General features: G+C 57.9%; 16 protein-coding genes. 14 read left to right on the top strand and 2 right to left on the bottom strand.

Translation table 11 applies throughout. The features are described from left to right. Nucleotides 1–211: 211 nt before the first annotated feature. Entirely contained in the window at nt 212–2,431 is a 2,220-nt protein-coding gene (locus RX972_RS18090; RefSeq protein ID WP_027901989.1) for a primosomal protein N', read from the bottom strand. Between the two features lie 166 nt (nt 2,432–2,597). Here RX972_RS18090 and rpmE point away from each other — a divergent pair, with 166 nt between their 5' ends. The 3 genes from rpmE to RX972_RS18105 all read left to right on the top strand — a co-directional run bounded on the left by rpmE (nt 2,598) and on the right by RX972_RS18105 (nt 5,218). After that, nucleotides 2,598–2,831, top strand: a complete 234-nt coding sequence (rpmE, locus tag RX972_RS18095) for a 50S ribosomal protein L31 (protein WP_020293533.1) — start codon at nt 2,598–2,600, stop codon at nt 2,829–2,831. A gap of 11 nt (nt 2,832–2,842) precedes the next feature. Next, entirely contained in the window at nt 2,843–3,658 is an 816-nt protein-coding gene (locus RX972_RS18100; protein WP_316877563.1) for a thermonuclease family protein, read from the top strand. Nucleotides 3,659–3,949: 291 nt separating this feature from the next. Continuing rightward, nucleotides 3,950–5,218 carry a malic enzyme-like NAD(P)-binding protein gene (locus RX972_RS18105; protein ID WP_027901987.1) on the top strand — a complete coding sequence of 423 codons (1,269 nt, stop codon included), beginning with the start codon at nt 3,950–3,952 and terminating at the stop codon, nt 5,216–5,218. 153 nt (nt 5,219–5,371) lie between these two features. Here the strand turns inward: RX972_RS18105 and RX972_RS18110 are convergent, their stop codons facing one another. Beyond that, nucleotides 5,372–7,831, bottom strand: a complete 2,460-nt coding sequence (locus RX972_RS18110; protein WP_099268002.1) for a penicillin-binding protein 1A — start codon at nt 7,829–7,831, stop codon at nt 5,372–5,374. 208 nt (nt 7,832–8,039) lie between these two features. Here RX972_RS18110 and RX972_RS18115 point away from each other — a divergent pair, with 208 nt between their 5' ends. The 11 genes from RX972_RS18115 to RX972_RS18165 all read left to right on the top strand — a co-directional run bounded on the left by RX972_RS18115 (nt 8,040) and on the right by RX972_RS18165 (nt 26,414). Then, nucleotides 8,040–9,104: a pilus assembly protein PilM gene (locus tag RX972_RS18115; protein ID WP_231675814.1), complete on the top strand. Its 1,065-nt coding sequence runs from the start codon at nt 8,040–8,042 to the stop codon at nt 9,102–9,104. After that, nucleotides 9,104–9,670 (top strand): PilN domain-containing protein, encoded by a 567-nt coding sequence (locus tag RX972_RS18120; RefSeq protein ID WP_027901984.1) that lies wholly within the window; start codon nt 9,104–9,106, stop codon nt 9,668–9,670. The genes RX972_RS18115 and RX972_RS18120 overlap by 1 nt, the downstream gene beginning before the upstream one ends. Beyond that, the gene (gene pilO / locus RX972_RS18125) at nt 9,667–10,290 is read left to right on the top strand and encodes a type 4a pilus biogenesis protein PilO (protein ID WP_316877543.1); all 624 of its coding nucleotides are present in this window, start codon (nt 9,667–9,669) and stop codon (nt 10,288–10,290) included. The genes RX972_RS18120 and pilO overlap by 4 nt, the downstream gene beginning before the upstream one ends. Further along, nucleotides 10,287–10,814 (top strand): type 4a pilus biogenesis lipoprotein PilP, encoded by a 528-nt coding sequence (gene pilP, locus RX972_RS18130; protein ID WP_027901982.1) that lies wholly within the window; start codon nt 10,287–10,289, stop codon nt 10,812–10,814. Before pilO ends, pilP begins: the two co-directional genes overlap by 4 nt. 56 nt (nt 10,815–10,870) lie before the next feature. Next, nucleotides 10,871–12,973 (top strand): type IV pilus secretin PilQ, encoded by a 2,103-nt coding sequence (gene pilQ, locus RX972_RS18135; protein ID WP_316877544.1) that lies wholly within the window; start codon nt 10,871–10,873, stop codon nt 12,971–12,973. Between the two features lie 4 nt (nt 12,974–12,977). Then, the gene (gene aroK / locus RX972_RS18140) at nt 12,978–13,496 is read left to right on the top strand and encodes a shikimate kinase AroK (RefSeq protein WP_027901980.1); all 519 of its coding nucleotides are present in this window, start codon (nt 12,978–12,980) and stop codon (nt 13,494–13,496) included. A gap of 128 nt (nt 13,497–13,624) precedes the next feature. Continuing rightward, nucleotides 13,625–14,728 carry a 3-dehydroquinate synthase gene (gene aroB / locus RX972_RS18145; RefSeq protein ID WP_316877545.1) on the top strand — a complete coding sequence of 368 codons (1,104 nt, stop codon included), beginning with the start codon at nt 13,625–13,627 and terminating at the stop codon, nt 14,726–14,728. 9 nt (nt 14,729–14,737) lie between these two features. Continuing rightward, the gene (locus tag RX972_RS18150) at nt 14,738–16,357 is read left to right on the top strand and encodes an AAA family ATPase (RefSeq protein ID WP_316877546.1); all 1,620 of its coding nucleotides are present in this window, start codon (nt 14,738–14,740) and stop codon (nt 16,355–16,357) included. Between the two features lie 357 nt (nt 16,358–16,714). Next, a complete protein-coding gene (gene gltB / locus RX972_RS18155; protein WP_316877564.1) occupies nt 16,715–21,163 on the top strand; it encodes a glutamate synthase large subunit in 4,449 nt (1,482 codons plus the stop codon). Nucleotides 21,164–21,284: 121 nt separating this feature from the next. Beyond that, nucleotides 21,285–22,703: an FAD-dependent oxidoreductase gene (locus RX972_RS18160; RefSeq protein WP_027901976.1), complete on the top strand. Its 1,419-nt coding sequence runs from the start codon at nt 21,285–21,287 to the stop codon at nt 22,701–22,703. Between the two features lie 519 nt (nt 22,704–23,222). Then, nucleotides 23,223–26,414, top strand: a complete 3,192-nt coding sequence (locus RX972_RS18165; protein WP_316877547.1) for a dermonecrotic toxin domain-containing protein — start codon at nt 23,223–23,225, stop codon at nt 26,412–26,414. Nucleotides 26,415–26,546 lie beyond the last annotated feature (132 nt).

Genomic DNA, 26,546 nt, shown 5'->3' on the forward strand with positions numbered 1-26,546 from the left:
AACGGCAAAATGCCCCGAACAGGTCGAGGCATTTTTTTGGTTATGCGGTGAGGCTTGGGTTTTCACACAGTCTGTACAGGTTCACTACGGAGCCAGGACGCACCGCTTCCCCTGTAGGAGTGAACTTGTTCGCGAAGCGGTCTTCCTGTCTCGCAGGCCTATCGCTTCGCCAACAAGTTGGCTCCTACAGGTATCCGCTTACAGGTGCTGGCTAATACAAATCCACCGGATCCACATCCAGCGACCACCTGACCTGCCTGCCGCTCGGCATTTGCTCCAGCGCCAGCAGCCAGGAAGCAAGCAGCCGGTGCAGTGGCGCTCGGGCGCTGGATTGCAGCAGCAATTGTGCTCGATATCGACCGGCGCGGCGCTCCATCGGTGCCGGGACCGGGCCGAGCAATTCAATGCCGCCCAGATTCATGTCGTTCAACAGCTGCTCGGCAACCGAGCAGGCCTCATCGAGAAACCCTTCGGCCTGACCCGGTTTATGGGCTTCGGCCCGTAACAGTGCCAGATGCGCAAAAGGTGGCAAACCAGCCGCGCGACGTTCGCTCAGGGCTTGCTCGGCGAAGGCGAAGTAACCTTGTTCGGTAAGCTGAATCAGCAGTGGGTGATCCGCCAGGTGCGTCTGGATGATCACCCGGCCTGGCTCTTCAGCCCGTCCGGCCCGCCCGGCAACCTGAACGATCAACTGAGCCATGCGCTCGCTGGCACGGAAGTCTCCGGAAAACAGGCCGCCATCGGCATCCAGAATCGACACCAGTGTCACACGCGGGAAGTGGTGCCCTTTGGCGAGCATCTGTGTGCCCACCAGAATGCACGGCTGGCCGCGCTGAATGGTCGCGAACAGTTGATTCATCGCGTCTTTGCGCGAGGTGCTGTCGCGATCAACCCGCAATACGGGGTAATCCGGAAACAGAATCGCCAGACGCTCTTCAGCGCGCTCGGTGCCTGCGCCAACCGGGCGCAAATCCACTTTGCCGCAGGACGGGCACTGGCGCGGTACGCGTTCGACGTGGCCGCAGTGGTGGCAGCGCAATTCGCCGGAGCGCTGATGCACGGTCATTCGCGCATCACATCGCGGGCAGCCCGACAGCCAGCCGCAATCGTGGCACAGCAGCGTCGGCGCAAAGCCGCGGCGATTGAGAAAGACCAGGACTTGCTGACCGGCTTCGAGTGTCTGGCCGATGGCTTGTTGCATCGGTCCGGAGATACCACTGTCCAGCGGACGGCTTTTCACGTCCAGACGCATGAATTTCGGTTGTTGCGCGCCGCCCGCACGCTCATTTAGGCGTAACAGCCCATAACGGCCGGTATAGGCGTTGTGCAGGCTTTCCAGCGAAGGCGTGGCAGAGCCGAGCACAATGGGGATGTTTTCCTGGCGTGCACGCACTAAAGCCAGATCCCGTGCGTGATAGCGCAGGCCTTCCTGCTGTTTATAGGAGCCGTCGTGCTCTTCGTCGATGATGATCAGGCCGGGATTCTTCATCGGCGTGAAGAGCGCCGAACGGGTACCGATAATAATGTCGGCCTCGCCATCCCGCGCTGCCAGCCAGGCATCCAGCCGGTCACGGTCATTGACTGCCGAATGCAGCAGGGCAATACGTGCGTTGAAGCGCTGTTCGAAGCGCGCCAGGGTTTGCGGCCCCAGGTTGATTTCCGGGATCAGCACCAGCGCCTGTTTACCGGCTTCCAGCGTTTCGCGGATCAGCTGTAAATAGACTTCGGTCTTGCCGCTGCCGGTAACGCCCGCCAGCAGAAACGCATGAAAGCTGCCGAACCCGGCGCGAATCGCCTCGCAGGCCGCCCGCTGTTCAGTGTTGAGCGGCAGTTCCGGCTGGGCCAGCCAGTGTTCATGACGCGCCGATGGAGCATGGCTGCGCACTTCAACCTGCACCAACTCTTTAGCCAGCAGCAAATTGAGGCTTTCTTTATTAAGCATCAGCTTGCTCAGCAACTGATGCGCCACACCGTGGGGATGCTGGGCGAGGGTGGTCAGTGCTTCGCGTTGCTTGGGTGCCCGGGCAATGCGCGGGTCATCGACGCTGGCATTCGGCGCAACCTGCCAGAAGCGCTCCTGGCGCGATTCGGCCGGTTCACCCTGGCGCAGCAGCACTGGCAGCGCCCAACTCAAGGTGTCGCCGAGGCTGTGCTGATAATACTGAGAGGTCCACAAGCACAGCTTGAACAGCGCGGGCGGCAGGGGCGCTTGCTCATCGAGCAGGGCGATGGCGGGCTTGAGCTTGTCTGCGGGCACTTCGCTATGATCAGCGATTTCGATCAGAATGCCGATCATTTCCCGACGGCCGAAGGGCACTCGCAGGCGCATGCCCGGCTGCAAGGCACTGCGCAGCACTCCGGCAGGTGCTCGGTAGTCGAACAGGCGCCGCAGTGGCGAAGGCAGGGCAAGGCGCAGAATGGCGTCGGGCACGCGGGGTTTCCCTGTTACGGTATGTGACGGATGCGCGATCTTAGCAGACGACCGGCGTAAAGCCCCGCTTGCGTGATCTGGATTGTCTGGTAATATTCGCGGCCTATTTACGTGCGGTATTCAACAATAGTGTTGGATGGCGGCACGCTAGCCCGAGGAAGTACCGATGAAAGCTGATATCCATCCAGTTTACGAAGCCATTGACGCTACTTGCAGCTGCGGCAATGTCATCAAAACCCGTTCGACTCTCGCCAAGCCTCTGAGCCTTGACGTTTGCAACGAGTGCCACCCGTTCTACACCGGCAAGCAGAAGACTCTTGACGTTGGCGGCCGTGTTGACAAGTTCAAGTCGCGCTTCGGTGCGTTCGGTGCTACCAAAGCTCCTGCTGCTGCAGAGTAAGGTTGGCCGATCTGGAAAATCCAACGGGTTTCTCCAGGCTGCTTAAAAAGGCGTCCCCTGTGGGCGCCTTTTTTGTGGCCGCGATTTGGCTGCCTGCCGCCCAGGCTCTTTGCCCTGCGCCATCCTCGTTTCCGGTTGCTCAGGTCGAGCGTGTGGTCGATGGCGATACCCTGCGCCTTAAAGATGGGCGCAACGTACGCATGGTCGGGATCAACACTCCAGAGACGGGAAAGAAAAGCCGTTCCGCCGAGCCGTTTGCCGAGGCTGCCAAAAGCCGTCTGCAAACACTGGTGGCTGAAAGCGATGGCACCGTCAGTTTGCTGATCGGCCAACAGGCCAAGGATCGTTATGGTCGCGTGCTGGCCAATGTCTATGGTCGCGACGGTGCCAATCTCGAAGCGCAGCTGTTGAGCGAGGGCCTGGGTTATCTGGTCGCCGTTTCGCCTAACGTAGCGCTGGTCGATTGTCAGCAAGCGGCTGAGCGTACAGCCCGTCAGGCTGGCCTCGGTGTGTGGCGTAAATCGCCGGTGCAGTCGGCGGGTCAGATCGATAAGGGCGGTTTTGCGCTGGTCTCTGGTCAGGTCACGGGGGTGCAGCTCAATGGGGGTGGCATCTGGATTGAGCTGCAGGGTTCGCTGGTGCTGCGTATCGCCCCGGACCTTGTCAGCCAGTTTGACGCCAAACAGCTAAGCCGCCTGAAGGGCCAGAGTATCGAGGCGCGGGGTTGGGTCGTTGATCGATCTCGTCGCGGTGGTCTCAAAGATGGCCAGGCGCGCTGGATGATGCCGATTACCCATCCGGCGATGCTTGATTCATCGACCCTCTGACACACCGATCTGTAGGCGCACGCTTCCATCAAACAACACGCAAACTAATGGATTGGAATGCATTTTCTGTAGGAGCTGCCGAAGGCTGCGAAGCGTTTATCCTGACACACCGCGATCGCAGCCTTCGGCAGCTCCTACAAACTCGTTCCCCTGATGCAACTCCTCCGCTCTAAGCGGAAAGTCTTAGTCCTCGCCTATTGACAGTTGTGACTGGCCAGTCTTGTTAGGACTTTGCATCTTGCGTATCCTCGGCGGTCCGTCTTCCCACAGTAAAAAAAGCGGAATGCCCACATGTCTGATTTGAAAACTGCCGCGCTTGAATATCACGCCAATCCTCGTCCAGGGAAACTGAGCGTAGAACTCACCAAGCCCACCGCTACTGCTCGCGACCTGGCCCTGGCTTACAGCCCTGGCGTTGCCGAGCCTGTGCGTGAAATCGCCCGTGACCCTGAGCTGGCTTACAAATACACCGGCAAAGGCAATCTGGTAGCAGTTATTTCCGATGGCACCGCGATCCTCGGCCTGGGTGATTTGGGCCCACTGGCATCCAAGCCAGTGATGGAAGGCAAGGGCGTTCTGTTCAAGCGTTTCGCCGGTATCGATGTATTCGATATCGAAGTGGATTCGGAAAGCCCACAGGCTTTCATCGATACCGTAAAACGCATCTCCATCACCTTCGGCGGTATCAACCTCGAAGACATCAAGGCGCCTGAGTGCTTTGAGATCGAGAAAGCGCTGATCGAGCAATGCGACATCCCGGTTTTCCACGATGACCAGCACGGCACCGCGATTGTTACGGCGGCCGGTATGATCAACGCTCTGGAAATCGTCGGCAAGAACCTGGCTGACGCAAAAATCGTCTGCCTGGGCGCTGGCGCAGCGGCCATCTCCTGCATGAAGTTGCTGGTGAGCATGGGCGCGAAGATCGAAAACATCTTCATGATCGACCGTTCCGGCGTTATCCACTCCGGCCGTACCGATCTGAACCAGTACAAAGCGGTGTTCGCTCACGCGACTGAAAAGCGCACCCTGGCTGACGCTCTGGATGGCGCAGACGTGTTCGTTGGTCTGTCTGGCCCGAACCTGCTGAGCGCTGAAGGTCTGAAGTCGATGGCCAAGGATCCGATCGTGTTCGCCTGCTCGAACCCTGATCCGGAAATCTCCCCGGAGTTGGCTCACGCTACTCGCAGCGACGTGATCATGGCGACAGGTCGTTCCGACTACCCGAACCAGGTCAACAACGTACTGGGCTTCCCGTTCATCTTCCGCGGCGCTCTGGACGTTCGCGCCAAGCGTATCAACGAAGAAATGAAGATCGCAGCGGCCAACGCCCTGCGTGAACTGGCCAAACTGCCAGTGCCTCAGGAAGTCTGCGACGCCTACGGCGGCATCAAGCTGGAATTCGGTCGTGAGTACATCATCCCGAAACCAATGGATACCCGCCTGCTGGGCCTGATCGCTGATGCCGTTGCCAAGGCAGCCATCGAAAGCGGTGTCGCAACCCTGCCGTATCCAAAGCACTACCCGCTGACCAGCGTTGATGACGTTTTTAACGGCTAACGTTGTTAGCAGACCCATAAAAGAACCCGGCCATTAGCCGGGTTTTTTTATGGGGAAGTTTCAAGCTACAAGCTGCAAGCGAAAACAACGCAGCATTCCGTTTCTCCACTGCTTTTTCTTGTAGCTCGCGGCTTGAAGCTTGTAGCTGCTTGCCTAGAACAAATCGATCGGCGCCGACTCATCCGCAGGCAACGGACTGCCCGGTGCCTGGCCGCCCAGTTCGTTGACGCTTGGCGGCGTATCTTCGCTTTTGAACAGCTCGAAGAACGCGTTAGGCGTGCTCGGAGTTGCTGCACGGCCGCTGATCGGATCAACTCGCAGGCTCAGGATGCCATCCGGCTCGGCTTGCTGATGCGGCGGCTTGTCCTTGAGCGCGGCGCTCATGTAGTTCATCCAGATCGGCAGAGCGACGGTACCGCCAAATTCATGACGGCCCAGGCTTTCTGGTTGGTCAAAGCCCGTCCAGACCGTGGTCACGTAATCGGCGTTGTAACCGGTGAACCACGCATCCTTGGATTCGTTGGTCGTACCGGTCTTGCCTGCGATATCCGGACGGTTCATCGCCAAGGCTCGGCGGCCGGTGCCACGCTTGATCACGTCCTGCAGCATGCTGTTGAGGATGTACGTGGTCCGGCTGTCCACAATGCGCGGTGCAACGGCGGGTGCCTGAGGATCAACCGGCGCTGCAGGCTGTGCAGGGCCTTCACTGGATGAGGTGATCAGCGCAGGTCCATTGGGCACCGCTACCGTGTTGGCATGTGGCGCTGGCTGGTGGTCTACCGCTGGAACGCTTGGCGGGTTGGCCTCAAACAAGGTCACGCCATCGCGGCTCTCGATGTTCTGGATCAGGTATGAGTTGATCTTGTAGCCACCGTTGGCGAACGCTGACCAACCGGTGACGATTTCCATCGGTGTCAGAGTGGCTGTGCCCAGTGCCAGCGACAGGTTGCGCGGCAGATCACTCTTGTTGAAGCCAAAGCGCGTGATGTAGTCGATTGACGTATCGATGCCCAGTTGTTGCAGCAGACGAATCGAAACAAGGTTACGCGACTTGTACAGCGCTTCACGCAGGCGGATTGGGCCAAGGAAGGTATTGGTGTCGTTCTTCGGACGCCAGACCTTGTCCAGATACTCGTCAACAAACACGATCGGCGCATCGTTTACCAGACTTGACGCGGTGTAGCCGTTGTCCAGCGCGGCGCTGTACAGGAATGGCTTGAAGCTCGAGCCCGGTTGACGCTTGGCTTGCAGAGCGCGGTTGTAGTTGCTCTGCTCGAAGGCGAAACCACCGACCAGCGCACGAATTGCACCATTTTGTGGGTCAAGTGATACCAGTGCACTTTGCGCCGCCGGTATCTGGCTGAACTTGAGAGAGCCATTTTCCTGACGCTGCAGGCGAACCAGATCGCCGACATGCGCGACATCAGCAGGTCCCTTGGGGTTTGCGCCCAGGCTGTTGGTGTTCAGATAAGGGCGCGCCCATTTCATGCTCGCCCATTCGACAGTTTCTTCCTTCTCACCATTACGGGTCAGGACGCGAACGCCGGTCTTGTCGACCTGGGTGACGATTGCAGGCTCAAGGCCGCTGATGGTGCGTTGTTTGGTCAGCTCTTGTGCCCAGCCTTCGCGGGTCATGCCCGGGAAGCGGCTTTCAGGGCCGCGATAGCCGTGCCGCTGGTCGTATTCGATCAGGCCTTCCTGAACCGCCGTATTGGCGTGCTCCTGAAGGTCGCTTGGGACTGTCGTGGTGACACGGAAGCCTTCTGTATAGGCGTCGCTGCCATAACGGCCGACCATTTCGGCCCGCGCCATTTCTGCAATATAAGGTGCGTTAACTTCAGGCGTCGGCACGTGGTAGCTGGCGTTGAGTGGCTCGCTTAGCGCAGCCTGATAGGCGCTCTGGTCGATCTTGCCCAGCTTGAACATGCGCCCCAGGATCCAGTCGCGACGCTCTTTGGCGCGCGTCGGGTTTGCCAGAGGGTTGAAGCGTGAAGGTGCTTTCGGCAGGCCGGCAATCATGGCCATCTGCGCAAGGCTTACGTCGCGGATCGATTTGCCGTAATAAACCTGCGCCGCTGCTTCGATGCCGTAGGCCCTGTTGCCCAGATAGATCTTGTTGACGTACAGCTCGAGAATTTCGTCTTTGGTCAGTTGGCGCTCAATTTGCAGTGCAAGAAGGATCTCGGTGGTTTTACGCGAAAAACTGCGCTCACTCGTCAGAAAATAGTTCTTTGCCACCTGCATGGTGATGGTGCTGCCACCCGACTGGATGTGGCCACTTTTGACAAGTTGCGACGCTGCACGCATCAGGCTGCCAGGGTCGACGCCGTAGTGGTTGGCGAAATTGTCATCTTCGGCCGAGAGCAAGGCGTTGATGAAATTCGGCGGGATGTCGGCAAAACGGATCGGGGTACGGCGCATCTCGCCAAACTCCGCAATCAACTTGCCGTCGCTGCTGTAGACGCGCAGGGGTATTTGCAGCTGGATGCTGCGCAAGGCTTCTACAGACGGCAGGTTAGGGCTCAGATAAAGAAAGGCACCGCTGAGGCCGAGCAACAGCGCACAGAATACGGCGACGAGAGACCACCAGAAAAACTTCAGCAGGCGTATCAAGGCTTTTTGATTTCCAGAATAAAAAGAATGAGTTAAGCGCAGGCACTAATAAATAGACACGCCTTGAAGCTTGGTTATACGAAAAAAGCGCTGGGCATTATAAGCATTTTTCGTCTCCGAGCGTTATTTGCGCTACTGTCAGGATTGCTGGCGGCGGCGTTGGACAACAAATAATCCGTAAGTGACGGAAACTCATAGGGAACAGGTTGTGTTCGAACTCTTCGGTAAGAAGGCCAACACCCTTCTAGGGATCGATATTAGCTCTACATCGGTGAAACTCCTTGAATTGAGTCGTTCCGGCACACGTTACAAAGTCGAGTCCTACGCGGTGGAGCCGCTACCGGCGAACGCGGTGATCGAAAAGAACATTGCCGAGCTCGAAGGCGTCGGAAATGCATTGGCGCGCGTATTGGCCAAGGCGCGTACAAGCGTCAAATCTGTGGCGGTCGCCGTGGCCGGTTCGGCGGTGATTACCAAGACTATCGAGATGGACGCTGGCCTGTCGGATGACGACATGGAAAACCAGCTGAAAATCGAGGCTGATCAGTACATTCCCTATCCACTGGAAGAAGTCGCGATCGATTTTGAGGTTCAGGGCTATTCGGTGCGCAACCCCGAGCGCGTTGAAGTCCTGCTGGCCGCCTGCCGTAAAGAAAATGTTGAAGTACGCGAAGCCGCCCTGGCCCTTGCGGGGCTCAATGCACGGGTCGTCGATGTCGAGGCCTATGCACTGGAGCGTGCCTATGGGTTGTTGTCGACGCAATTGGGCAACGGTCACGACAAACTGACCGTTGCCATCGTCGACATCGGCGCGACCATGACCACCCTGAGCGTGCTGCACAACGGACGCATTATCTATACCCGTGAACAGCTGTTCGGTGGGCGTCAGCTGACCGAGGAAATCCGGCGTCGCTATGGCCTTTCGATGGAAGAAGCCGGGCTTGCCAAGAAGCAGGGCGGTCTGCCCGATGATTACTTGATCGAAGTGCTGCAGCCATTCAAGGACGCCGTGGTGCAACAAGTTGCCCGGTCGCTGCAATTCTTCTTCGCCGCAGGACAATACAACGCCGTGGACTACATCATGCTGGCCGGTGGTACTGCATCGGTTTCCGGGCTGGACAACCTGATTCAGCAGCGCGTCGGCACACCCACTCTGGTAGCCAACCCGTTTGCAGACATGGCCTTGAGCGCCAAGGTCAATGCTGGCGCCCTGGCCAGCGATGCTCCTGCTTTGATGATCGCGTGCGGTCTGGCCCTGAGGAGCTTTGACTGATGGCACGGATCAACCTTCTCCCCTGGCGTGAACAGCTTCGCGAAGAGCGCAAGAAACGGTTCTTGATGGCTTTGGCTGGCGTGTTTGTAGCTTCTGTCGGCGTATTGTTCATGGTTGATCAATATTTGAGCAGTGCGATCACTCATCAGGCGGCGCGCAATGCGTTCATCCAGAAAGAAATCGTGCAGCTCGATGAGCGTATTAAAGAGATCAGCGATCTGCGAGCCCGCCGCAAGCAGTTGCTGGAACGGATGAAAATCATTCAGGACCTGCAAGGCAATCGCCCGATCATTGGCCGGGTGTTTGACCAGATGGCGCGTACCCTGCCGGATGGCGTGTATTTCTCGAACGTGAAGATGGTCGACAAACTGGTGAGCGTCACGGGCGCGGCAGAATCGAACAATCGCGTGTCGGACCTGATGCGTAATCTCGAGGCCTCCGACTGGTTTGAAGCGCCAAGTCTGACCGAGGTGAAGGCCACGACCGCTGGCGCGCTGGATCAGGCCAACGTGTTTCAGTTAACAGTGCGCCAGACACAGCCGGCCATTGATGGAGTCAAGCCATGAATCTTTCCGAGACGCTGGAAAGTCTGCGCCGGATTGACCTTGGCGATCTGGACGTCAACAACCTTGGTTCATGGCCCGCTGCGGTCAAGTTCGTGACCGGCATTCTGTTGATGGTGCTTGTACTGGCGTTGGGTTACTTCTTCTATATCCAGGATCTTGAGAGTCAGCTTGATGGCGCGCGCGCCAATGAAAGCACGCTCAAGGAGCAGTTCACCAACAAGGCGTTCCAGGCCGCAAACCTGCAGCCCTACAAGGTGCAGATGGCCGAGATGGAAAACACCTTCGGCGCACTCTTGCGGCAGTTGCCCAGCGATACCGAAGTACCTGGCTTGCTGGAAGACATCACGCGCACAGGGTTGGGCAGTGGGCTGGAGTTCGAAGAGATCAAGCTGTTGCCGGAAGCGGCTCAGCAGTTTTACATCGAGTTGCCGATACAGATCACCGTAGTGGGCGGGTATCACGACCTGGCCACCTTCGTCAGTGGTGTCGCCAGCCTGCCGCGGATCGTCACCCTGCATGATTTCGAGATCAAGCCTGTGGAAGCTTCAAATCCGTCCAGGCTGCGAATGAATATTCTTGCCAAGACCTATCGCTACAACGATGAAGGACTGAATAAATGAGGCTGGCGCGATTGTTGTGCGCCAGTGTGGCGTTGATCAGTCTGGCCGGTTGCAACGAGGATTCGTCGTTTGCCGACCTGACCAGTTTTATGGATGAGGCGCGTGCCCGACCAACGGGCACCATCGAGCCTCTGCCAAGGTTTCGTCCTTATGAGGCTTTCACGTATAACGCTGCGAATCTGCGCAGCCCGTTTCAGCCGCCGGTCAAGGTCGATCTGGTCAACCGTCTCAAAGGGTCAAGACTGGTGGCTCCGGATGAAACACGGCCAAGGCAGTTTCTGGAAGGGTTCAATATCGAGACGTTCGAGATGGTCGGCACCATGGGTAATGAAACCGGGACCTTTGCCTTGCTCAAGGGGGCGGGTGGCGTATACCGGGTGAAAGTCGGTGATTACCTGGGCCGCAATAACGGCCGGATTGTCTCGGTCGATGAATCTCGCGTTGATGTCGTAGAAATAGTTCCTGACGGAGAGGGGGCATGGCTGGAAAGGCCGCGCAGCATTTCCCTGAAAGAACGCTCATGAAACGAGCACAGCCAAGCATGCAAAGCACTCTCGGGTTCGCAGGACGGAAAATGATCATGACCAGGATTCTTTCGGCTATCGGTGTATCGCTATGGATTGCGATGATTTCGCCGATGCTCCAGGCCGCCACTCTCAAGACGCTGGATGTTGCGGCGCTGCCCGGTGACAGGATCGAGCTCAAGCTGACTTTTGATACGCCGGTCCCTGCCCCCAGAGGCTATACCACTGAACAGCCAGCGCGTATCGCACTCGATTTGCCCGGCGTGACCAGTCAGCTGGCGACCAAAAGTCGTGAGCTGGGCAGTGGCAATGCCCGCAGTGTGGTCGTGGTTCAGGCCAATGATCGCACGCGGGTCATTGTCAACATGACCACACTTGCGCCTTACAGCTCACGGGTTGATGGCAATAATCTGTTTATCGTGATCGGTCAGGGCGCTACGGCGGCGCAGGCATCGCAACCCAGTACTGCGCAGGGCGCGGCTCGTGTTGCCGTGCCACCTCCTGCTCCCGCAAGACCCAAAGCGTACGCGCCAACTGGCAAAGCGATCCGCAATGTCGATTTCCAGCGGGGCGAGTTGGGTGAAGGCAATGTGATCATTGATCTGACGGACTCCAGCGTTGCTCCTGATATTCAGGAGCAGGGCGGCAAGATCCGCGTCGACTTCGCCAAAACCCAACTGCCTGAAAAGCTGCGGGTACGACTGGACGTCAAGGACTTCGCGACGCCGGTGCAGTTCGTTAACGCCACTGCGACCGGCGACAAGGCAAGCATCACCATCGAGCCATCCGGGCCTTTCGATTACTCCGCCTATCAGACCGAAAGCAAGCTGACCATCAGCGTGCGTCCGTTGACCAACGAAGACCTGGACCGCCGCAATGCAGAGAAGCTGGTTTACACCGGTGAAAAACTGTCGCTCAACTTCCAGGACATCGATGTGCGCTCGGTGCTGCAATTGATCGCAGACTTCACCAGTCTCAACCTTGTCGCCAGTGACACGGTTCAGGGCGGCATTACCTTGCGCCTGCAGAACGTGCCGTGGGATCAGGCGCTGGATCTGGTGCTGAAAACCAAAGGTCTGGACAAACGCAAGATCGGCAACGTTTTGCTGGTCGCACCCGCCGACGAAATTGCGGCCCGCGAGCGTCAGGAGCTGGAGTCTCTCAAGCAGATTGCCGAGCTGGCACCGCTGCGTCGTGAACTGTTGCAGGTCAACTACGCCAAGGCTGCGGACATCGCCAAACTGTTCCAGTCAGTGACCAGCGCCGAGTCGAAAGTCGATGAGCGCGGCTCGATTACCGTGGATGACCGAACCAACAACATCATTGCCTACCAGACTCAGGACCGTCTGGACGAGCTGCGCCGCATCGTCTCCCAGCTGGATATTCCCGTGCGTCAGGTGATGATCGAGGCGCGAATCGTCGAGGCCAATGTCGGTTACGACAAGGCGCTCGGGGTCCGCTGGGCAGGCGACACCAACCGTAATAACAACCACAAATGGAGTGGTTATGGTCTGGACGACAATGGGGACGAAGCCGGTAACACGGGCGATGCGCTGACTTCCAATGTGCCATTCGTCGATCTGGGCGCAGCCAATGCAACCTCCGGCATTGGTATCGCTTTCATGACCAATAACGCTTTACTCGATCTCGAGCTCAGCGCAATGGAAAGAACCGGCAACGGTGAAATCGTCTCCCAGCCCAAGGTGGTCACTTCCGACAAGGAAACCGCGAAGATTCTGAAAGGCACCGAGATTCCTTATCAGGAATCCAGCTCCAGTGGTGCCACGACAGTGTCTTTCAAAGAGGCCTCGCTCTCACTGGAAGTGACGCCGCAGATCACGCCGGACAACCGCATCATCATGGAGGTCAAGGTCACCAAGGATGAGCCCGACTACCTGAACATGGTGCAAGGCGTTCCCCCTATTCGTAAAAACGAAGTCAACGCAAAGGTGCTGGTCGCCGATGGAGAAACCATCGTAATCGGTGGTGTGTTCTCGAATACGCAAACTAAAACTGTCGATAAGGTGCCATTTCTCGGCGATGTGCCGTATGTTGGCCGCCTTTTCCGGCGCGATGTGGTCTCGGAAGCAAAATCCGAGCTGCTGGTGTTCCTCACTCCGCGTATCATGAACAACCAGGCGATTGCTGTGAGTCGTTGATTCTGTGCGAAATTTAATACTTGTAGGGCCGATGGGGGCTGGTAAAAGCACCATCGGCCGTTTGCTGGCCAAAGAGCTGCGCCTGCCGTTCAAGGATTCCGACAAGGAAATTGAGCTGCGCACGGGTGCCAATATCCCGTGGATTTTCGATAAGGAAGGCGAACCCGGATTCCGTGACCGCGAGCAGGCGATGATTGCCGAGCTATGCAGTGTCGACGGGATCGTCCTCGCGACCGGCGGCGGTGCCGTCATGCGTAGCGAAAATCGCCAGGCCCTGCACCAGGGCGGGCGCGTGGTGTATCTGCATGCTTCGGTAGAGCAGCAAGTCGGGCGTACTGCCCGCGACCGTAACCGCCCGCTGTTGCGCACCGCTGATCCGGCAAAGGTTTTGAGCGATCTGCTCGAAATGCGTGACCCGCTTTATCGGGAGATCGCTGATCTGGTGGTTGAAACCGATGAGCGGCCGCCACGAATGGTGGTTCTTGATATTCTTGCGCGCCTGGCGGAGCTTCCTCCCCGTTAAAGCCTGGGCAGAAATGCGCTATCCTCTGCGACCAATAAAAAACAGGACGAGGCGTAGCCTTGAGCCACCTATTGCGTGAGTGCCAAAAGCACTCAGCGCGACGTATCCGGTAATCAACGTGGGGACACATGCAGACACTTAAGGTCGAGCTTGGCGAGCGCAGCTACCCGATTCATATCGGCGAAGGCTTGCTGGATCGTTTGGATTTACTCGCTCCGCATATCGTTGGGCGGCAAGTGGCGATTGTTTCCAATACCACCGTCGCGCCTCTTTACCTTGAGCGACTGACCCGCACCCTGGCCGGCTACAACGTCCTGCCTGTCATCCTTCCGGACGGCGAAGCTTTCAAGAACTGGGAAACCCTGCAAAGCATTTTCGATGGCCTGCTGGGTGCCCGTCATGATCGGCGTACCACGGTAATTGCCCTGGGTGGCGGCGTGATCGGCGACATGGCCGGTTTTGCAGCCGCTTGCTATCAACGCGGCGTGAACTTCATTCAGATCCCTACGACCCTTCTGTCTCAGGTTGACTCTTCGGTGGGCGGCAAGACCGGGATCAACCACCCGCTGGGCAAGAACATGGTCGGTGCGTTTTACCAGCCAAGCGTCGTGCTGATCGACACCGCCAGCCTCAATACGCTGCCGGAGCGCGAACTGTCGGCGGGCCTTGCCGAGGTCATCAAGTACGGTCTGATCAGCGATGAGCCGTTCCTGACCTGGCTTGAAGAAAACGTTGACCAGTTGCGTGGCCTGGATCAGGTCGCCTTGACGGTCGCCATCGAACGCTCCTGTGCCGCCAAGGCCTTGATCGTTGGCGCTGATGAGCGCGAAACCGGGGTGCGCGCTACGCTGAACCTGGGGCACACGTTCGGGCATGCCATCGAAACCCACATGGGGTACGGTGTCTGGCTGCATGGCGAGGCTGTCGGCGCAGGCACTGTCATGGCGCTGGAAATGTCTTCTCGTCTGGGCTGGATCAGCGAACAGGAGCGAGACCGCGGCATTCGCCTGCTTCAGCGCGCCGGTCTGCCGGTGGTGCCGCCGCAGGAAATGACCCCGGAGCATTTCCTTGAGCACATGGCTGTCGACAAAAAAGTCCTGGATGGTCGTCTGCGTCTGGTCCTGTTGCGCCGTATGGGCGAAGCCGTGATCACCGACGAATATCCAAAAGAAGTTTTACAGGCCACGCTGGCGGCGGATTACCGCGCCCTCGTGGATCAGCTCAGAGGTTAATGAAATTCCATGACGAGTAGCTTGCACGCCGACGAGGCCTTCCTCGGCCATTACCAGTTGAGTCATGACCCGTTCGCAGCGCGGGTACCTGGCTTCAAATTCTTCCCTGCCCAGCGCAAGCCGGTATTGGGACAATTGCATCATTTGGCCCGTTACAGCCAGCTATTGCTGGTCGTGACCGGCCCGGTGGGCAGCGGCAAGACCTTATTGCGCCAGGCATTGGTTGCCAGCACCAACAAGCAATCGGTCCAGAGCGTGGTGGTTTCAGCCCGGGGTGCTGCAGATGCTGCCGGTCTGCTGCGTCAGGTTGCTCAGGCGCTGAATGTCGCCCAGCCAGAGATGCGCGCCATCCTCGCGCAGGTCGTGCAATTGGCGCTGACCGGCCAGGAAGTCTATTTGTTGGTGGACGATGCCGAACAACTTGGCGAATCCGCACTCGAAGCACTGCTCGGTCTGGCCGATGGAAGTCCTGAAGGCCGTCCACATGTGTTTCTGTTCGGTGAAGCTTCACTGATCGATCGACTCGATCAGCTATGTGCCGAAGCGCAAACCGAGGGCGAGCGCTATCACGTCATCGAGCTGGCACCTTACACGGAAGATGAAACACGGGAATATCTGGAGCAACGACTGGAAGGTGCCGGGCAAGGCATCGAATTGTTCACGGCCGAGCAGATAACCGATATTCACGAGCATTCCGGTGGATGGCCTGGCGCTATCAATCAGGTTGCCCGGGACTCAATGATCGAGGCGATGATCGCCAGCCGTTCGGCGGTCAAACGCCCAAGTGTGGGATTCAAAATGCCGAAGAAATATGTAATGGCACTGGGTGCTGTGGTTGCAGTCGGAGTATTGGCAGCAGTGCTGATCCCGGGCCGTGGCGGCAATTCCGGTGCCCCAGCGACCCAGCCTGCCAACGCTCAGGCGCAATTGCCTCTGGGGCAGGGCACGCCAAGCGCCCAGCAGTCCAACAACGGTGGCCCGGCTATCGAGTTCGCGGGTAATTCGCAGCCCATGCCGTTGCCGCTGGTGGGTAACTCTCAGCCTGTCATGCGCGGCCCTCTGGCCGAGGCGGCGGGCGCGAGTGATGGCGACGATGATGGCGTTCCGGTAGGGTCTGTTGATCAGCCGCCTACCGTGACCACCACCGCGCCACCTGCTGGTGTGCCGGCCGGTGCAGCACCGTCGACACCTCGTTCGTCCATTGCGCCGCCAGCGGCCGCTACTGCTCCGAAGCCAGCTGCACCTGCTGCGACCGCTCCGAAGCCAGCAGCACCTGCTCAGGCTCCAACGCAGGTCGCAACGGCCAAGACTGCACCGGCCGCTGCCGGGAAATCTGCAGCTGGTAGCAGCTGGTATGGCAGTCAGGCGCCGGGTCGCTACGTGGTGCAGATCCTCGGCACCAGCTCCGAGAGCACTGCTCAGGCGTTCGTTGCCGAGCAAGGCGGCGAGTATCGTTATTTCAAGAAAACGCTTCAGGGCAAGCCGCTGTATGTGATCACTTACGGCAACTTCTCTGACCGCGCAGCTGCCCTTGCAGCTATCAAGGTATTGCCAGCGAAGGTTCAGGCTGGTAAACCTTGGCCTCGTACTGTCGCCAGTATCCAACAGGAACTCGGCGCAGCTCGCTGAAGTCGCAGCGGCCTTATCCGGGCCGCTCACCCAGCATCCCTGTTTTGATCCGCAAGCGTGCAGTCAGATTGGCCGCGCGCCTTGTGGTGTCTGCGTCCCGGACGCTTTTGGAAAACAGGGTGTTTTGGTCAGATCGCTAAAAAAGCTTTTGACTAGCACAGCATCCAGCTATAAACGTTCATAAATGCGACACGAATTTACGACTGTTCGTCGTTAAATTTGTGAGGCTTTGTGTCGCTGTGTACAATGACCTCCCTTTTGCTCCCGCTAAGCTGGCGTACGTTCAGCGCGAGAGGTAACTGGTTGAATTGAAAAGAAATTTGTCTCTTTTAGAGGCAGCCTGGTGAGAAAGTGTCTATGAAAGCAGGTCTGTACCATCCAGATGAATTCAAGGATAACTGTGGTTTCGGCCTGATTGCCCACATGCAGGGCGAACCCAGTCATCACCTGTTGCAGACGGCTATCCAAGCCCTGACCTGCATGACCCACCGTGGTGGGATCAACGCCGACGGCAAGACCGGTGACGGTTGCGGGCTGTTGATTCAAAAACCGGACGCGTTCCTGCGCGCCATTGCCAAAGAACACTTTGACAATGAGCTGCCGCGTCAATATGCCGTGGGCATGGTGTTCCTCAATCAGGACGACGCTAGAGCTGACGCCGCCCGCGAGAACATGAATCGCGAAATCCTTGCTGCTGGCCTGACCCTTGTTGGCTGGCGCCAGGTACCCATTGACACCAGCGTGCTGGGTCGTCTGGCGTTGGAGCGTCTGCCGAAAATCGAGCAAGTGTTCATCGGTGGTGAAGGCCTGAGCGATCAGGAATTCGCGATCAAGCTGTTCAGCGCACGTCGCCGTTCGTCGGTCGCCAACGCTGAAGACACCGATCACTACATCTGCAGCTTTTCTCACAAGACCATCATCTATAAAGGTCTGATGATGCCGCGCGATCTGACGGCATTTTTCCCGGACCTGAGCGACGAGCGCCTGCAAACCGCGATCTGCGTGTTCCACCAGCGCTTCTCGACCAACACCCTGCCGAAATGGCCGTTGGCACAGCCGTTCCGCTTCCTCGCCCACAACGGCGAGATCAACACCATTACCGGTAACCGCAACTGGGCGCAGGCCCGTCGCACCAAGTTCGCCAACGAACTGATTCCGGACCTGGACGAGCTGGGCCCGCTGGTCAACCGCGTGGGTTCCGACTCCTCGAGCATGGACAACATGCTGGAACTGATGGTCACCGGCGGCATCGACCTGTTCCGTGGCGTGCGCATGATCATTCCGCCTGCGTGGCAGAACGTTGAAACCATGGACCCCGATCTGCGGGCGTTCTATGAGTACAACTCCATGCACATGGAGCCGTGGGATGGTCCGGCTGGCGTGGTGATGACCGAAGGTCGCCACGCAGTGTGCCTGCTTGACCGTAACGGGCTGCGTCCGGCGCGCTGGGTCACCACCAAGAATGGCTACATCACCCTCGCGTCGGAAATCGGCGTGTGGGACTACAAGCCGGAAGACGTCATCGCCAAAGGCCGTGTCGGGCCGGGGCAGATCTTTGCCGTGGACACTGAAACCGGCCAGATCCTCGACACCGATGCCATCGACAACCGCTTGAAGTCGCGTCATCCGTACAAGCAATGGCTACGCAAGAACGCCCTGCGTATCCAGGCGACGATCGAAGACAACGACCATGGTTCGGCGTTCTACAACGCCGACCAGCTCAAGCAATACATGAAGATGTATCAGGTCACCTTCGAAGAGCGTGATCAGGTATTGCGTCCGCTCGGTGAGCAGGGCCAGGAAGCGGTCGGCTCCATGGGCGACGACACGCCGATGGCGATTCTGTCGCAGCGTGTGCGCTCGCCTTACGATTACTTCCGTCAGCAGTTCGCGCAGGTCACCAACCCGCCGATTGACCCGCTGCGTGAAGCCATCGTCATGTCGCTGGAAATCTGCCTCGGTGCCGAGCGCAACATTTTCCAGGAGTCGCCTGAGCATGCTTCCCGCGTGATCCTCAGCTCGCCGGTCATTTCCCCGGCCAAATGGCGCTCGCTGATGACTCTTGAGCGTCCGGGCTTTGAGCGGCAGATCATCGACCTGAACTACGACGAGAGCATCGGCCTTGAAGCGGCTGTGCGTAACATCGCTGATCAGGCTGAAGAAGCCGTGCGTGCCGGTCGTACCCAGATCGTGCTGACCGACCGTCATATTGCTCCTGGCAAATTGCCGGCTCACGCGTCTCTGGCTGTCGGTGCAGTGCACCACCGCCTGACCGAAAAAGGCCTGCGTTGCGACAGCAACATTTTGGTTGAAACCGCGACAGCTCGCGATCCGCACCACTTCGCGGTGTTGATCGGCTTTGGTGCTTCGGCTGTTTATCCGTTCCTGGCCTACGAAGTGCTGGGCGACCTGATCCGTACTGGTGAAGTCCTGGGCGACCTCTATGAGGTGTTCAAGAACTACCGTAAAGGCATCACTAAAGGTTTGCTCAAGATCCTGTCGAAGATGGGTATCTCTACCATCGCTTCGTACCGTGGTGCGCAGTTGTTCGAAGCCATCGGCCTGTCCGAAGCGGTCTGCGAACTGAGCTTCCGTGGCGTACCAAGCCGCATCAAGGGTGCCCGTTTCGTCGATATCGAAGCCGAGCAGAAGCTGCTCTCCAACGAAGCCTGGAGCCCACGCAAGCCGATCCAGCAAGGTGGCCTGCTCAAGTTCGTGTTCGGCGGCGAATACCACGCCTACAACCCGGACGTGGTCAGCATGCTGCAGGCCGCTGTACAGCAGGGCGACTACAGCAAGTTTAAGGAATACACCTCGCTGGTGGACAAGCGTCCGGTATCGATGATTCGCGACCTGTTCCAGGTCAAGACCCTCGACACTCCGATGTCCATCGACGAAGTCGAGCCGCTGGCGGAAATCCTCAAGCGCTTTGACTCCGCCGGGATCTCTCTGGGCGCACTGTCGCCGGAAGCTCACGAAGCGCTGGCCGAGGCCATGAACCGTCTGGGCGCACGCTCCAACTCCGGTGAGGGCGGCGAAGATCCTGCGCGCTACGGCACAATCCGCAGCTCGAAAATCAAACAGATCGCTACTGGCCGTTTCGGCGTAACCCCTGAGTACCTGGTCAACGCCGACGTGTTGCAGATCAAGGTTGCCCAAGGCGCCAAGCCGGGCGAGGGCGGGCAACTGCCGGGCGGTAAAGTGAACGGTCTGATCGCCAAACTGCGCTATGCAGTGCCGGGCGTGACCCTTATTTCGCCGCCGCCGCACCACGACATCTATTCCATCGAAGACTTGTCGCAGCTGATTTTCGACCTCAAACAGGTCAATCCGGCGGCGCTGGTTTCGGTGAAACTGGTTGCCGAGGCAGGCGTCGGTACGATTGCTGCCGGTGTGGCCAAGGCTTACGCCGACCTGATCACCATTTCCGGCTATGACGGCGGCACCGGTGCATCGCCGCTGTCGTCGATCAAATACGCAGGCGCTCCGTGGGAACTCGGCCTGGCCGAAACTCACCAGACCCTGCGCGGCAACGACCTGCGCGGCAAGGTTCGGGTACAGACCGACGGTGGTCTGAAAACCGGTCTGGACGTGATCAAGGCTGCAATTCTCGGTGCTGAAAGCTTCGGTTTCGGCACTGCGCCAATGATCGCGCTGGGCTGCAAATACCTGCGTATCTGCCACCTGAACAACTGCGCCACCGGCGTTGCCACTCAGAACGAGAAGCTGCGCAAAGACCACTACATCGGCACCGTCGACATGGTGATCAACTTCTTCACCTACGTGGCTGAAGAGACCCGTGAGTGGCTGGCCAAGCTGGGCGTCCGCTCGCTGGAAGAGCTGATCGGCCGTACCGACCTGCTTGACATCCTGCCGGGCGAAACCGCCAAGCAGCAGCATCTGGACCTGACGCCGCTGTTGGGTAGCGACCACATCTCGGCTGACAAGCCTCAGTTCAGCCTTGTGGATCGTAACCCGCCGTTCGACAAAGGTTTGCTGGCCGAGCGCATGGTTGAAATGGCCAAACCAGCCATCGAAAGCCTGAGCGGTGGCGAATATGAACTGGACATCTGCAACTGCGACCGTTCCATCGGCGCGCGGATTTCCGGCGAAATCGCCAAGCTGCACGGCAACCAGGGCATGAACAAGGCACCGATCACCTTCCGCTTCAAAGGGACGGCAGGTCAGAGCTTCGGTGTGTGGAACGCCGGCGGCCTGAACATGTACCTGGAAGGCGACGCCAACGACTATGTCGGTAAAGGCATGACTGCTGGCAAGCTGGTGATCGTTCCGCCAAAAGGCAGCCCGTTCAAGACCCAGGAAAGCGCCATCATCGGCAACACCTGTCTGTACGGCGCAACCGGCGGCAAGCTGTTCGCGGCCGGTACTGCAGGCGAGCGTTTCGCGGTGCGTAACTCCGGTGCTCACACAATCGTGGAAGGCACGGGCGATCACTGCTGCGAATACATGACCGGCGGCTTCGTCTGCGTACTGGGCAAGACCGGCTACAACTTCGGTTCAGGTATGACCGGTGGTTTCGCCTACGTGCTCGACCTGGACAACAGCTTCGTTGACCGGGTTAACCATGAGCTGGTTGAGATTCAACGCATCAGCGGCGAGTCGATGGAAGCTTATCGTAGCCATCTGGAGCGTGTACTGGCCGAGTATGTCGAGGAAACCGACAGCGAGTGGGGCCGTAACGTCTGGGAAAACCTGGACGATTACCTGCGCCGCTTCTGGATGGTCAAGCCGAAGGCTGCTTCGTTGAAGTCGTTGCTCTCCAGCACCCGCGCGAATCCGCAATAACTGCAGCCACAAGCGGCGAGCTTCAAGCCGCAAGTTAACAGCAGTGCGCGAGTTGCCTGCGAATATGATTCTGGCAGCTTCAGGTTTGTCGCCTGAAGCTGCCATGTAGAGGTTCAAGAGAATGGCCGAACGTCTAAGTAACGACTTCCAGTTCATCGATGTCGGGCGTAAAGATCCGAAGAAGAAGCTGCTGCGTCAGCGCAAGAAAGAGTTCGTGGAAATCTACGAACCTTTCAAACCCCAACAGTCTGCCGATCAGGCTCACCGTTGCCTGGGTTGCGGTAACCCGTACTGCGAATGGAAATGCCCGGTACACAACTTCATCCCCAACTGGCTCAAGCTGGTTGCCGAAGGCAACATCCTGGCCGCCGCCGAACTGTCGCACCAGACCAACACCCTGCCGGAAGTCTGCGGTCGCGTGTGCCCGCAGGATCGTCTGTGCGAAGGTGCCTGCACCCTGAACGACGGTTTTGGCGCTGTGACCATCGGCTCGGTCGAGAAGTACATCACTGATACCGCGTTCGCCATGGGCTGGCGTCCGGACATGTCCAAGGTTGTGCCGACAGGCAAGCGCGTAGCGATTGTTGGTGCAGGCCCTGCCGGCCTGGGCTGTGCCGACGTATTGGTACGCGGCGGCGTGACCCCGGTGGTGTTCGACAAGAACCCGGAAATCGGCGGCCTGCTGACCTTTGGCATCCCCGAGTTCAAACTGGAAAAAACCGTACTGAGCCATCGTCGCGAAGTCTTCACCGGCATGGGTATCGAGTTCCGTCTCAATACCGAAGTCGGCAAGGACGTGACCATGGAGCAGTTGCTCGAAGAATACGATGCCGTGTTCATGGGCATGGGCACCTACACCTATATGAAAGGTGGCTTCGCCGGTGAGGACTTGCCGGGTGTGCACGATGCGCTGGATTTCCTGATCGCCAACGTCAATCGCAATCTGGGCTTTGAAAAGTCGCCGGAAGATTTCGTCGACATGAAGGGCAAGAGGATTGTCGTCCTCGGCGGTGGTGACACGGCCATGGATTGCAACCGTACTTCGATCCGTCAGGGTGCCAAGTCGGTGACCTGCGCTTATCGTCGCGACGAAGAAAACATGCCGGGTTCGCGCAAGGAAGTGAAGAACGCCAAGGAAGAAGGCGTGAAATTCCTCTACAACCGTCAGCCGATCGCCATTGTTGGCGAAGACAAGGTTGAAGGTGTGAAGGTGGTCGAGACCCGTCTTGGCGAGCCTGATGCCCGTGGCCGTCGCAGCCCTGAGCCCATTCCCGGCTCGGAAGAGATCATCCCGGCTGATGCCGTGGTCATCGCGTTCGGCTTCCGCCCAAGCCCGGCACCGTGGTTTGAGCAGTTCACTATTCAGACCGACAGCCAGGGCCGCGTTATCGCCCCGGAACAGGCGCAATACAAGCACCAGACCAGCAACCCGAAAATCTTCGCCGGTGGCGATATGGTGCGCGGTTCTGATCTGGTGGTGACCGCAATCTTCGAAGGTCGTAATGCGGCCGAAGGGATTCTGGACTACCTGGGCGTTTGATGTAGCAGCGCGGCTCCCACGTAACCTGTGGGAGCCGAGCTTGCTCGCGATAAGGCTGGACGCCATCTACTCGATACTTGCGGTGCTTTCATCGCGAGCAAGCTCTACTCCCACAGGCTCGGTGACCGTCTGTAGGAGCTGCCGAAGGCTGCGATCGCGGTGTGTCAGGATAAACGCTTCGCAGCCTTCGGCAGCCCCTACAGAAAATGCATTTCAATCCAGCAGTTTGCATGTTGATTGATGAGCTTGCTCTTGCTCCCGCTTCAAACCCTGCAACAAATCGGCACCGCGCCCTCGGCCGAATTCACTCCCAACCAAACCCCTGCGCTAATACCCCCTCCAGCTTCATCCTCCTCCTTTATCCGATCCGCGCCATCAGATGCTGGCTCGCCGACTGCTTTGCTGTTTATTTCTCCGAGGTATTTCTGCTCTAAGGGCGGGCTAGGATCTGTGCCTGACTTAACGGGAACGCTTTCGTACAGATTCCCTTTTCATACATGCCGCTATAAGGAAATAGCCATGTTTCGAGATACAACCCTGCCTGCCTCTGCCGCGCTTTCAGGTTCCGAAGCGACGAGGATATTCAACCCAAGCATTAGCTCAATTCGTGAACACGTTGCACGCCAGCGTGCTGATCGAATGCTTGATCAGTTTGCCGAACAATTCACTGCAGATAATTACTTTCCCGAGGGTGGCGATGGTCTGCTGTTTTCCATTTTGACCTGGCTGCCTCAATGGCCTGTAAACATGGGCATCGTCGTTGTAGATAACAAAGGTGGTTCGCTGGGCTCCTACCTGAAAGGCAACGATTGGAGCGTGGTGGAGCAAACGATCACCTTCGTGCAGCGTGATGATGGTACTTACTCTGCACCGGGTAGCAGCCAGACCTACCTCACCGAGTCGTTGTTTTGGGTGATGTTCAGCCAACTCCCTGCAACAACCGAGATCGGTGACTGGGGTGAGGATAAGACGGTGCCGTGCCGGATCGTCAGGCTGCGGGCACAAGTTTCGGTGTGGGTGCGGTTGGAGCGTGGTTGGTTGTTCGACGCTTTGATGGCGGATGACCATGTATCAAAATCAATGTCAGCAACTTCCGAATCGAACCGTTACCTTCCATTCTCGACAGCTGCGCTGCAAGACGGCTCCCCGGTCTTACTATCCCTAAGTGAGCTAAACCCGCATCTGCCTGTTGATCGTCTGGATGATCTTTTGCGTACCCAGGCACTCACTGAACGCGAGGAGGCTGAGCTTGTAAATAACGGTGGGCTGCCTCAGCCCTTCTTCGTAGCGCTGCAAGATTCGCGAGCTGAATGGGCCCACGACCGAGCCATCGACGGGCTGCTCCATACTCGGGTTTTTGACGAGCAGACCGATGCTTTGGCCCGCACCTTGACCGAGCATTTGCTGAAAACCCGGCTGGGTCGCGATATGCGTATCACGACATACGACGAAGGTCACCCATCGGCCGAGCGAGACAGTCATCACCTCGCCCTGGTGAGTTTTGGCGAAGGGATTTATGGGCGCGGCGACGAGGACGGGGTGCGTTTCAGTCGTGCAGGGAATAACACCGACAGTTTCTACCTGGCCATCAGTTATCAACTGCAGGATTACGAACGCAATGTTCTGGGTTTAAAGTCCGAATACGATGTGACAGCTTTGCGAAGTGCCGTGGCCAAGCTCGCCATTGATGAAAACGGAGGCTGGTTCCCTTCAGAGGGATTGGAGCGGCCCGCGTGGTTCATTCAGGCTTCTACCGCCGATAAAGCTGCCTGGGAAGAGGCCGCCCATGGATACATTCAGGCGTTAGTCGAGTCGCAAGCCCCAGGTTTGCCTGATGTCCTGGCCTATGGCGATCCAGCGCAACTGCGCATGTATGCCCGTGCCGCTTTGCACGAGCGGTTAAAAATTGATCATGGGCTGGAGCTGGAGCCTGATGATGTAGTGATTGAAACCCTGATTCCCGAAGTGGCAGGCATCGTCATCGTCGATGAGCCGGTGACTACTGAACCGAAAGACCGGAAAGAACTGTGCAGCCTCACAGAGTTGAGCCTGAAGAATTTCGGATTTCTCGATGCTTTGTCGAGTGCAACTATTAGCGCCCGGAATCATCTGGAAGAACCTATCCCGGCTCTTTCGTTCGACTACCTGTACGACCTTGTTCGTGATCTGGATGTGGGCGAAAACTACGTAAAATTCCTGACCACACGCTTGTTGACGTCTGCGGAAGGGATATGGCGTAAAGAGCGCTATGTACAAGTCATGCAGGCGCAGATGCGCTTGAATGCCCTGGAAGCAAGTATGTCAGGGGAGTTTGCTGAAGATGAACTGTCAGCAGGCCGCAGTGATCGTGCTTACCAATGGGTTATGGCGCTACTTGATAGCCCGGTCGAGGGCGTTGATCGGGCGAAAGTAGAGGGGCATCAGATTACGGCTCAACGCATGAAGGTCAGCGGAGTGACGCTGGATGGGCTGTTGTTGATTGCTCCTGTTTCACGCGGGGCAGTGCCTTCAGTCGTTCTGTACATACCGCAGGCACCAGACGGGAGATGCTTTCGTTTGTTTGAAGACGGGCTGGAGCTGCGCAAGGAAATTTTTCGCAACACGGCTTTCCTGGAGTATTTGATAAGTCATGCGCCCTCGCCATGGCAGGCGCAAGTCAGGAAGTCGTTGACCGTAGATGCACGCAATTTCAAGCTGGATGCAGTGCCACTGCGCCGCAATTTCTACGAAGCTGCCTACGAGGCACGCGTCGCGCATGTCATCTCGTCAGTCAACGAGCAAACCAATACTACGTGGGAGAGGAATTGGCAGGACGCTTGGGACACCGCTATTTTTGTTGGCGATATCGCACTGATGTTTGCGCCTTTCTACATCGCTCTGCCCGTGACTGCGTTGCAGGTGGTTTATTCGATTATTCGAGGCGTGGTAAGCACCGTCAAAGCAGAGCGAGAGGCTGTTTTGTATTTTAACCAGGCTGCAATCTTGCTGATGGGTCTTTTCCTTGGTGCTGGAGGACGCTCGCCCAAGGCAGTGGGCTTCGGTGGTGCCTCTTTCAATCCCAAAGCCGCGCTAAAGAAAGCGCCAGACAGTCTGCAGATGAGGACCGACGGCGTCTTTAACGGCGTTTACGAAACCGGTCGTAGCGCAGGCCTCTCGCGTTTTTATGTGAAGGATGCCGGTAAAACCTACCCGGTTCGCTACGACCGTGATTATGCGACGTGGCGGTTGATTGATCCCCGCCGTCCGGATGCTTACTACCAAGCGCCGATCAGTTTCGAAGGCGGTGTCTGGACGCACGCAAAGGTCGGACTTTTGGGCGGCGGACGCAAGGCTGCAAAAGAGCCGACGCCAGGATCCTCTGTTGCGAGTGGAGCGCCTAAGCGCTACACCCTGGATGTAGCCGGATTCGAAAACTCCAAGCCTTTTAAAAAAGCGGATCCGCATATTCAGGACGCTTTGAGGCAATCGGTAGAAAAAGTCACCGAAAAATACATCGAGAGAGGCGGCGGCAAATTTCATGGTTACGAGGAGAAAGGAACGGGCAGGTATATTTCCACGTTTGATTTAACCGGAATACCGGGTGGCAAGGGTAGGGGGCCGTGGCGCTTGCAAGTGATCGAGCGCGTGGTACTCGATGAAAGCGGTCAGGTGGTCAAAGTCCCGGGGCAACCGGGGGTACTTGAATTCGATAAGCTCTTGCCTAGCCATTGATTGGTTGAATGTTCTAAGACTATCTGCTCAGGGCCGGGTTTAGCCGAGTTCAGGAGTGAAGTATCCCGGGCGAAGCCGGTTCCACGGCCGCGACAAATCGACCCGATAGATAAAAGGCACGGCTCTGGCCGT

It is taken from the genome of Pseudomonas syringae group sp. J309-1 (genome assembly GCF_032582135.1).
Lineage (GTDB): Bacteria > Pseudomonadota > Gammaproteobacteria > Pseudomonadales > Pseudomonadaceae > Aquipseudomonas > Aquipseudomonas quasicaspiana.

Excerpts from the sequence above, each read along its gene's own strand:
- pilQ (WP_316877544.1), top strand. The coding sequence starts at position 10,871 with ATGACCAGGATTCTTTCGGCTATCGGTGTATCGCTATGGATTGCGATG.
- RX972_RS18150 (WP_316877546.1), top strand. The coding sequence starts at position 14,738 with ATGACGAGTAGCTTGCACGCCGACGAGGCCTTCCTCGGCCATTACCAG.
- gltB (WP_316877564.1), top strand. The coding sequence starts at position 16,715 with ATGAAAGCAGGTCTGTACCATCCAGATGAATTCAAGGATAACTGTGGT.
- RX972_RS18160 (WP_027901976.1), top strand. The coding sequence starts at position 21,285 with ATGGCCGAACGTCTAAGTAACGACTTCCAGTTCATCGATGTCGGGCGT.
- pilO (WP_316877543.1), top strand. The coding sequence starts at position 9,667 with ATGAATCTTTCCGAGACGCTGGAAAGTCTGCGCCGGATTGACCTTGGC.
- RX972_RS18105 (WP_027901987.1), top strand. The coding sequence starts at position 3,950 with ATGTCTGATTTGAAAACTGCCGCGCTTGAATATCACGCCAATCCTCGT.
- RX972_RS18165 (WP_316877547.1), top strand. The coding sequence starts at position 23,223 with ATGTTTCGAGATACAACCCTGCCTGCCTCTGCCGCGCTTTCAGGTTCC.
- pilP (WP_027901982.1), top strand. The coding sequence starts at position 10,287 with ATGAGGCTGGCGCGATTGTTGTGCGCCAGTGTGGCGTTGATCAGTCTG.
- rpmE (WP_020293533.1), top strand. The coding sequence starts at position 2,598 with ATGAAAGCTGATATCCATCCAGTTTACGAAGCCATTGACGCTACTTGC.
- RX972_RS18120 (WP_027901984.1), top strand. The coding sequence starts at position 9,104 with ATGGCACGGATCAACCTTCTCCCCTGGCGTGAACAGCTTCGCGAAGAG.
- aroB (WP_316877545.1), top strand. The coding sequence starts at position 13,625 with ATGCAGACACTTAAGGTCGAGCTTGGCGAGCGCAGCTACCCGATTCAT.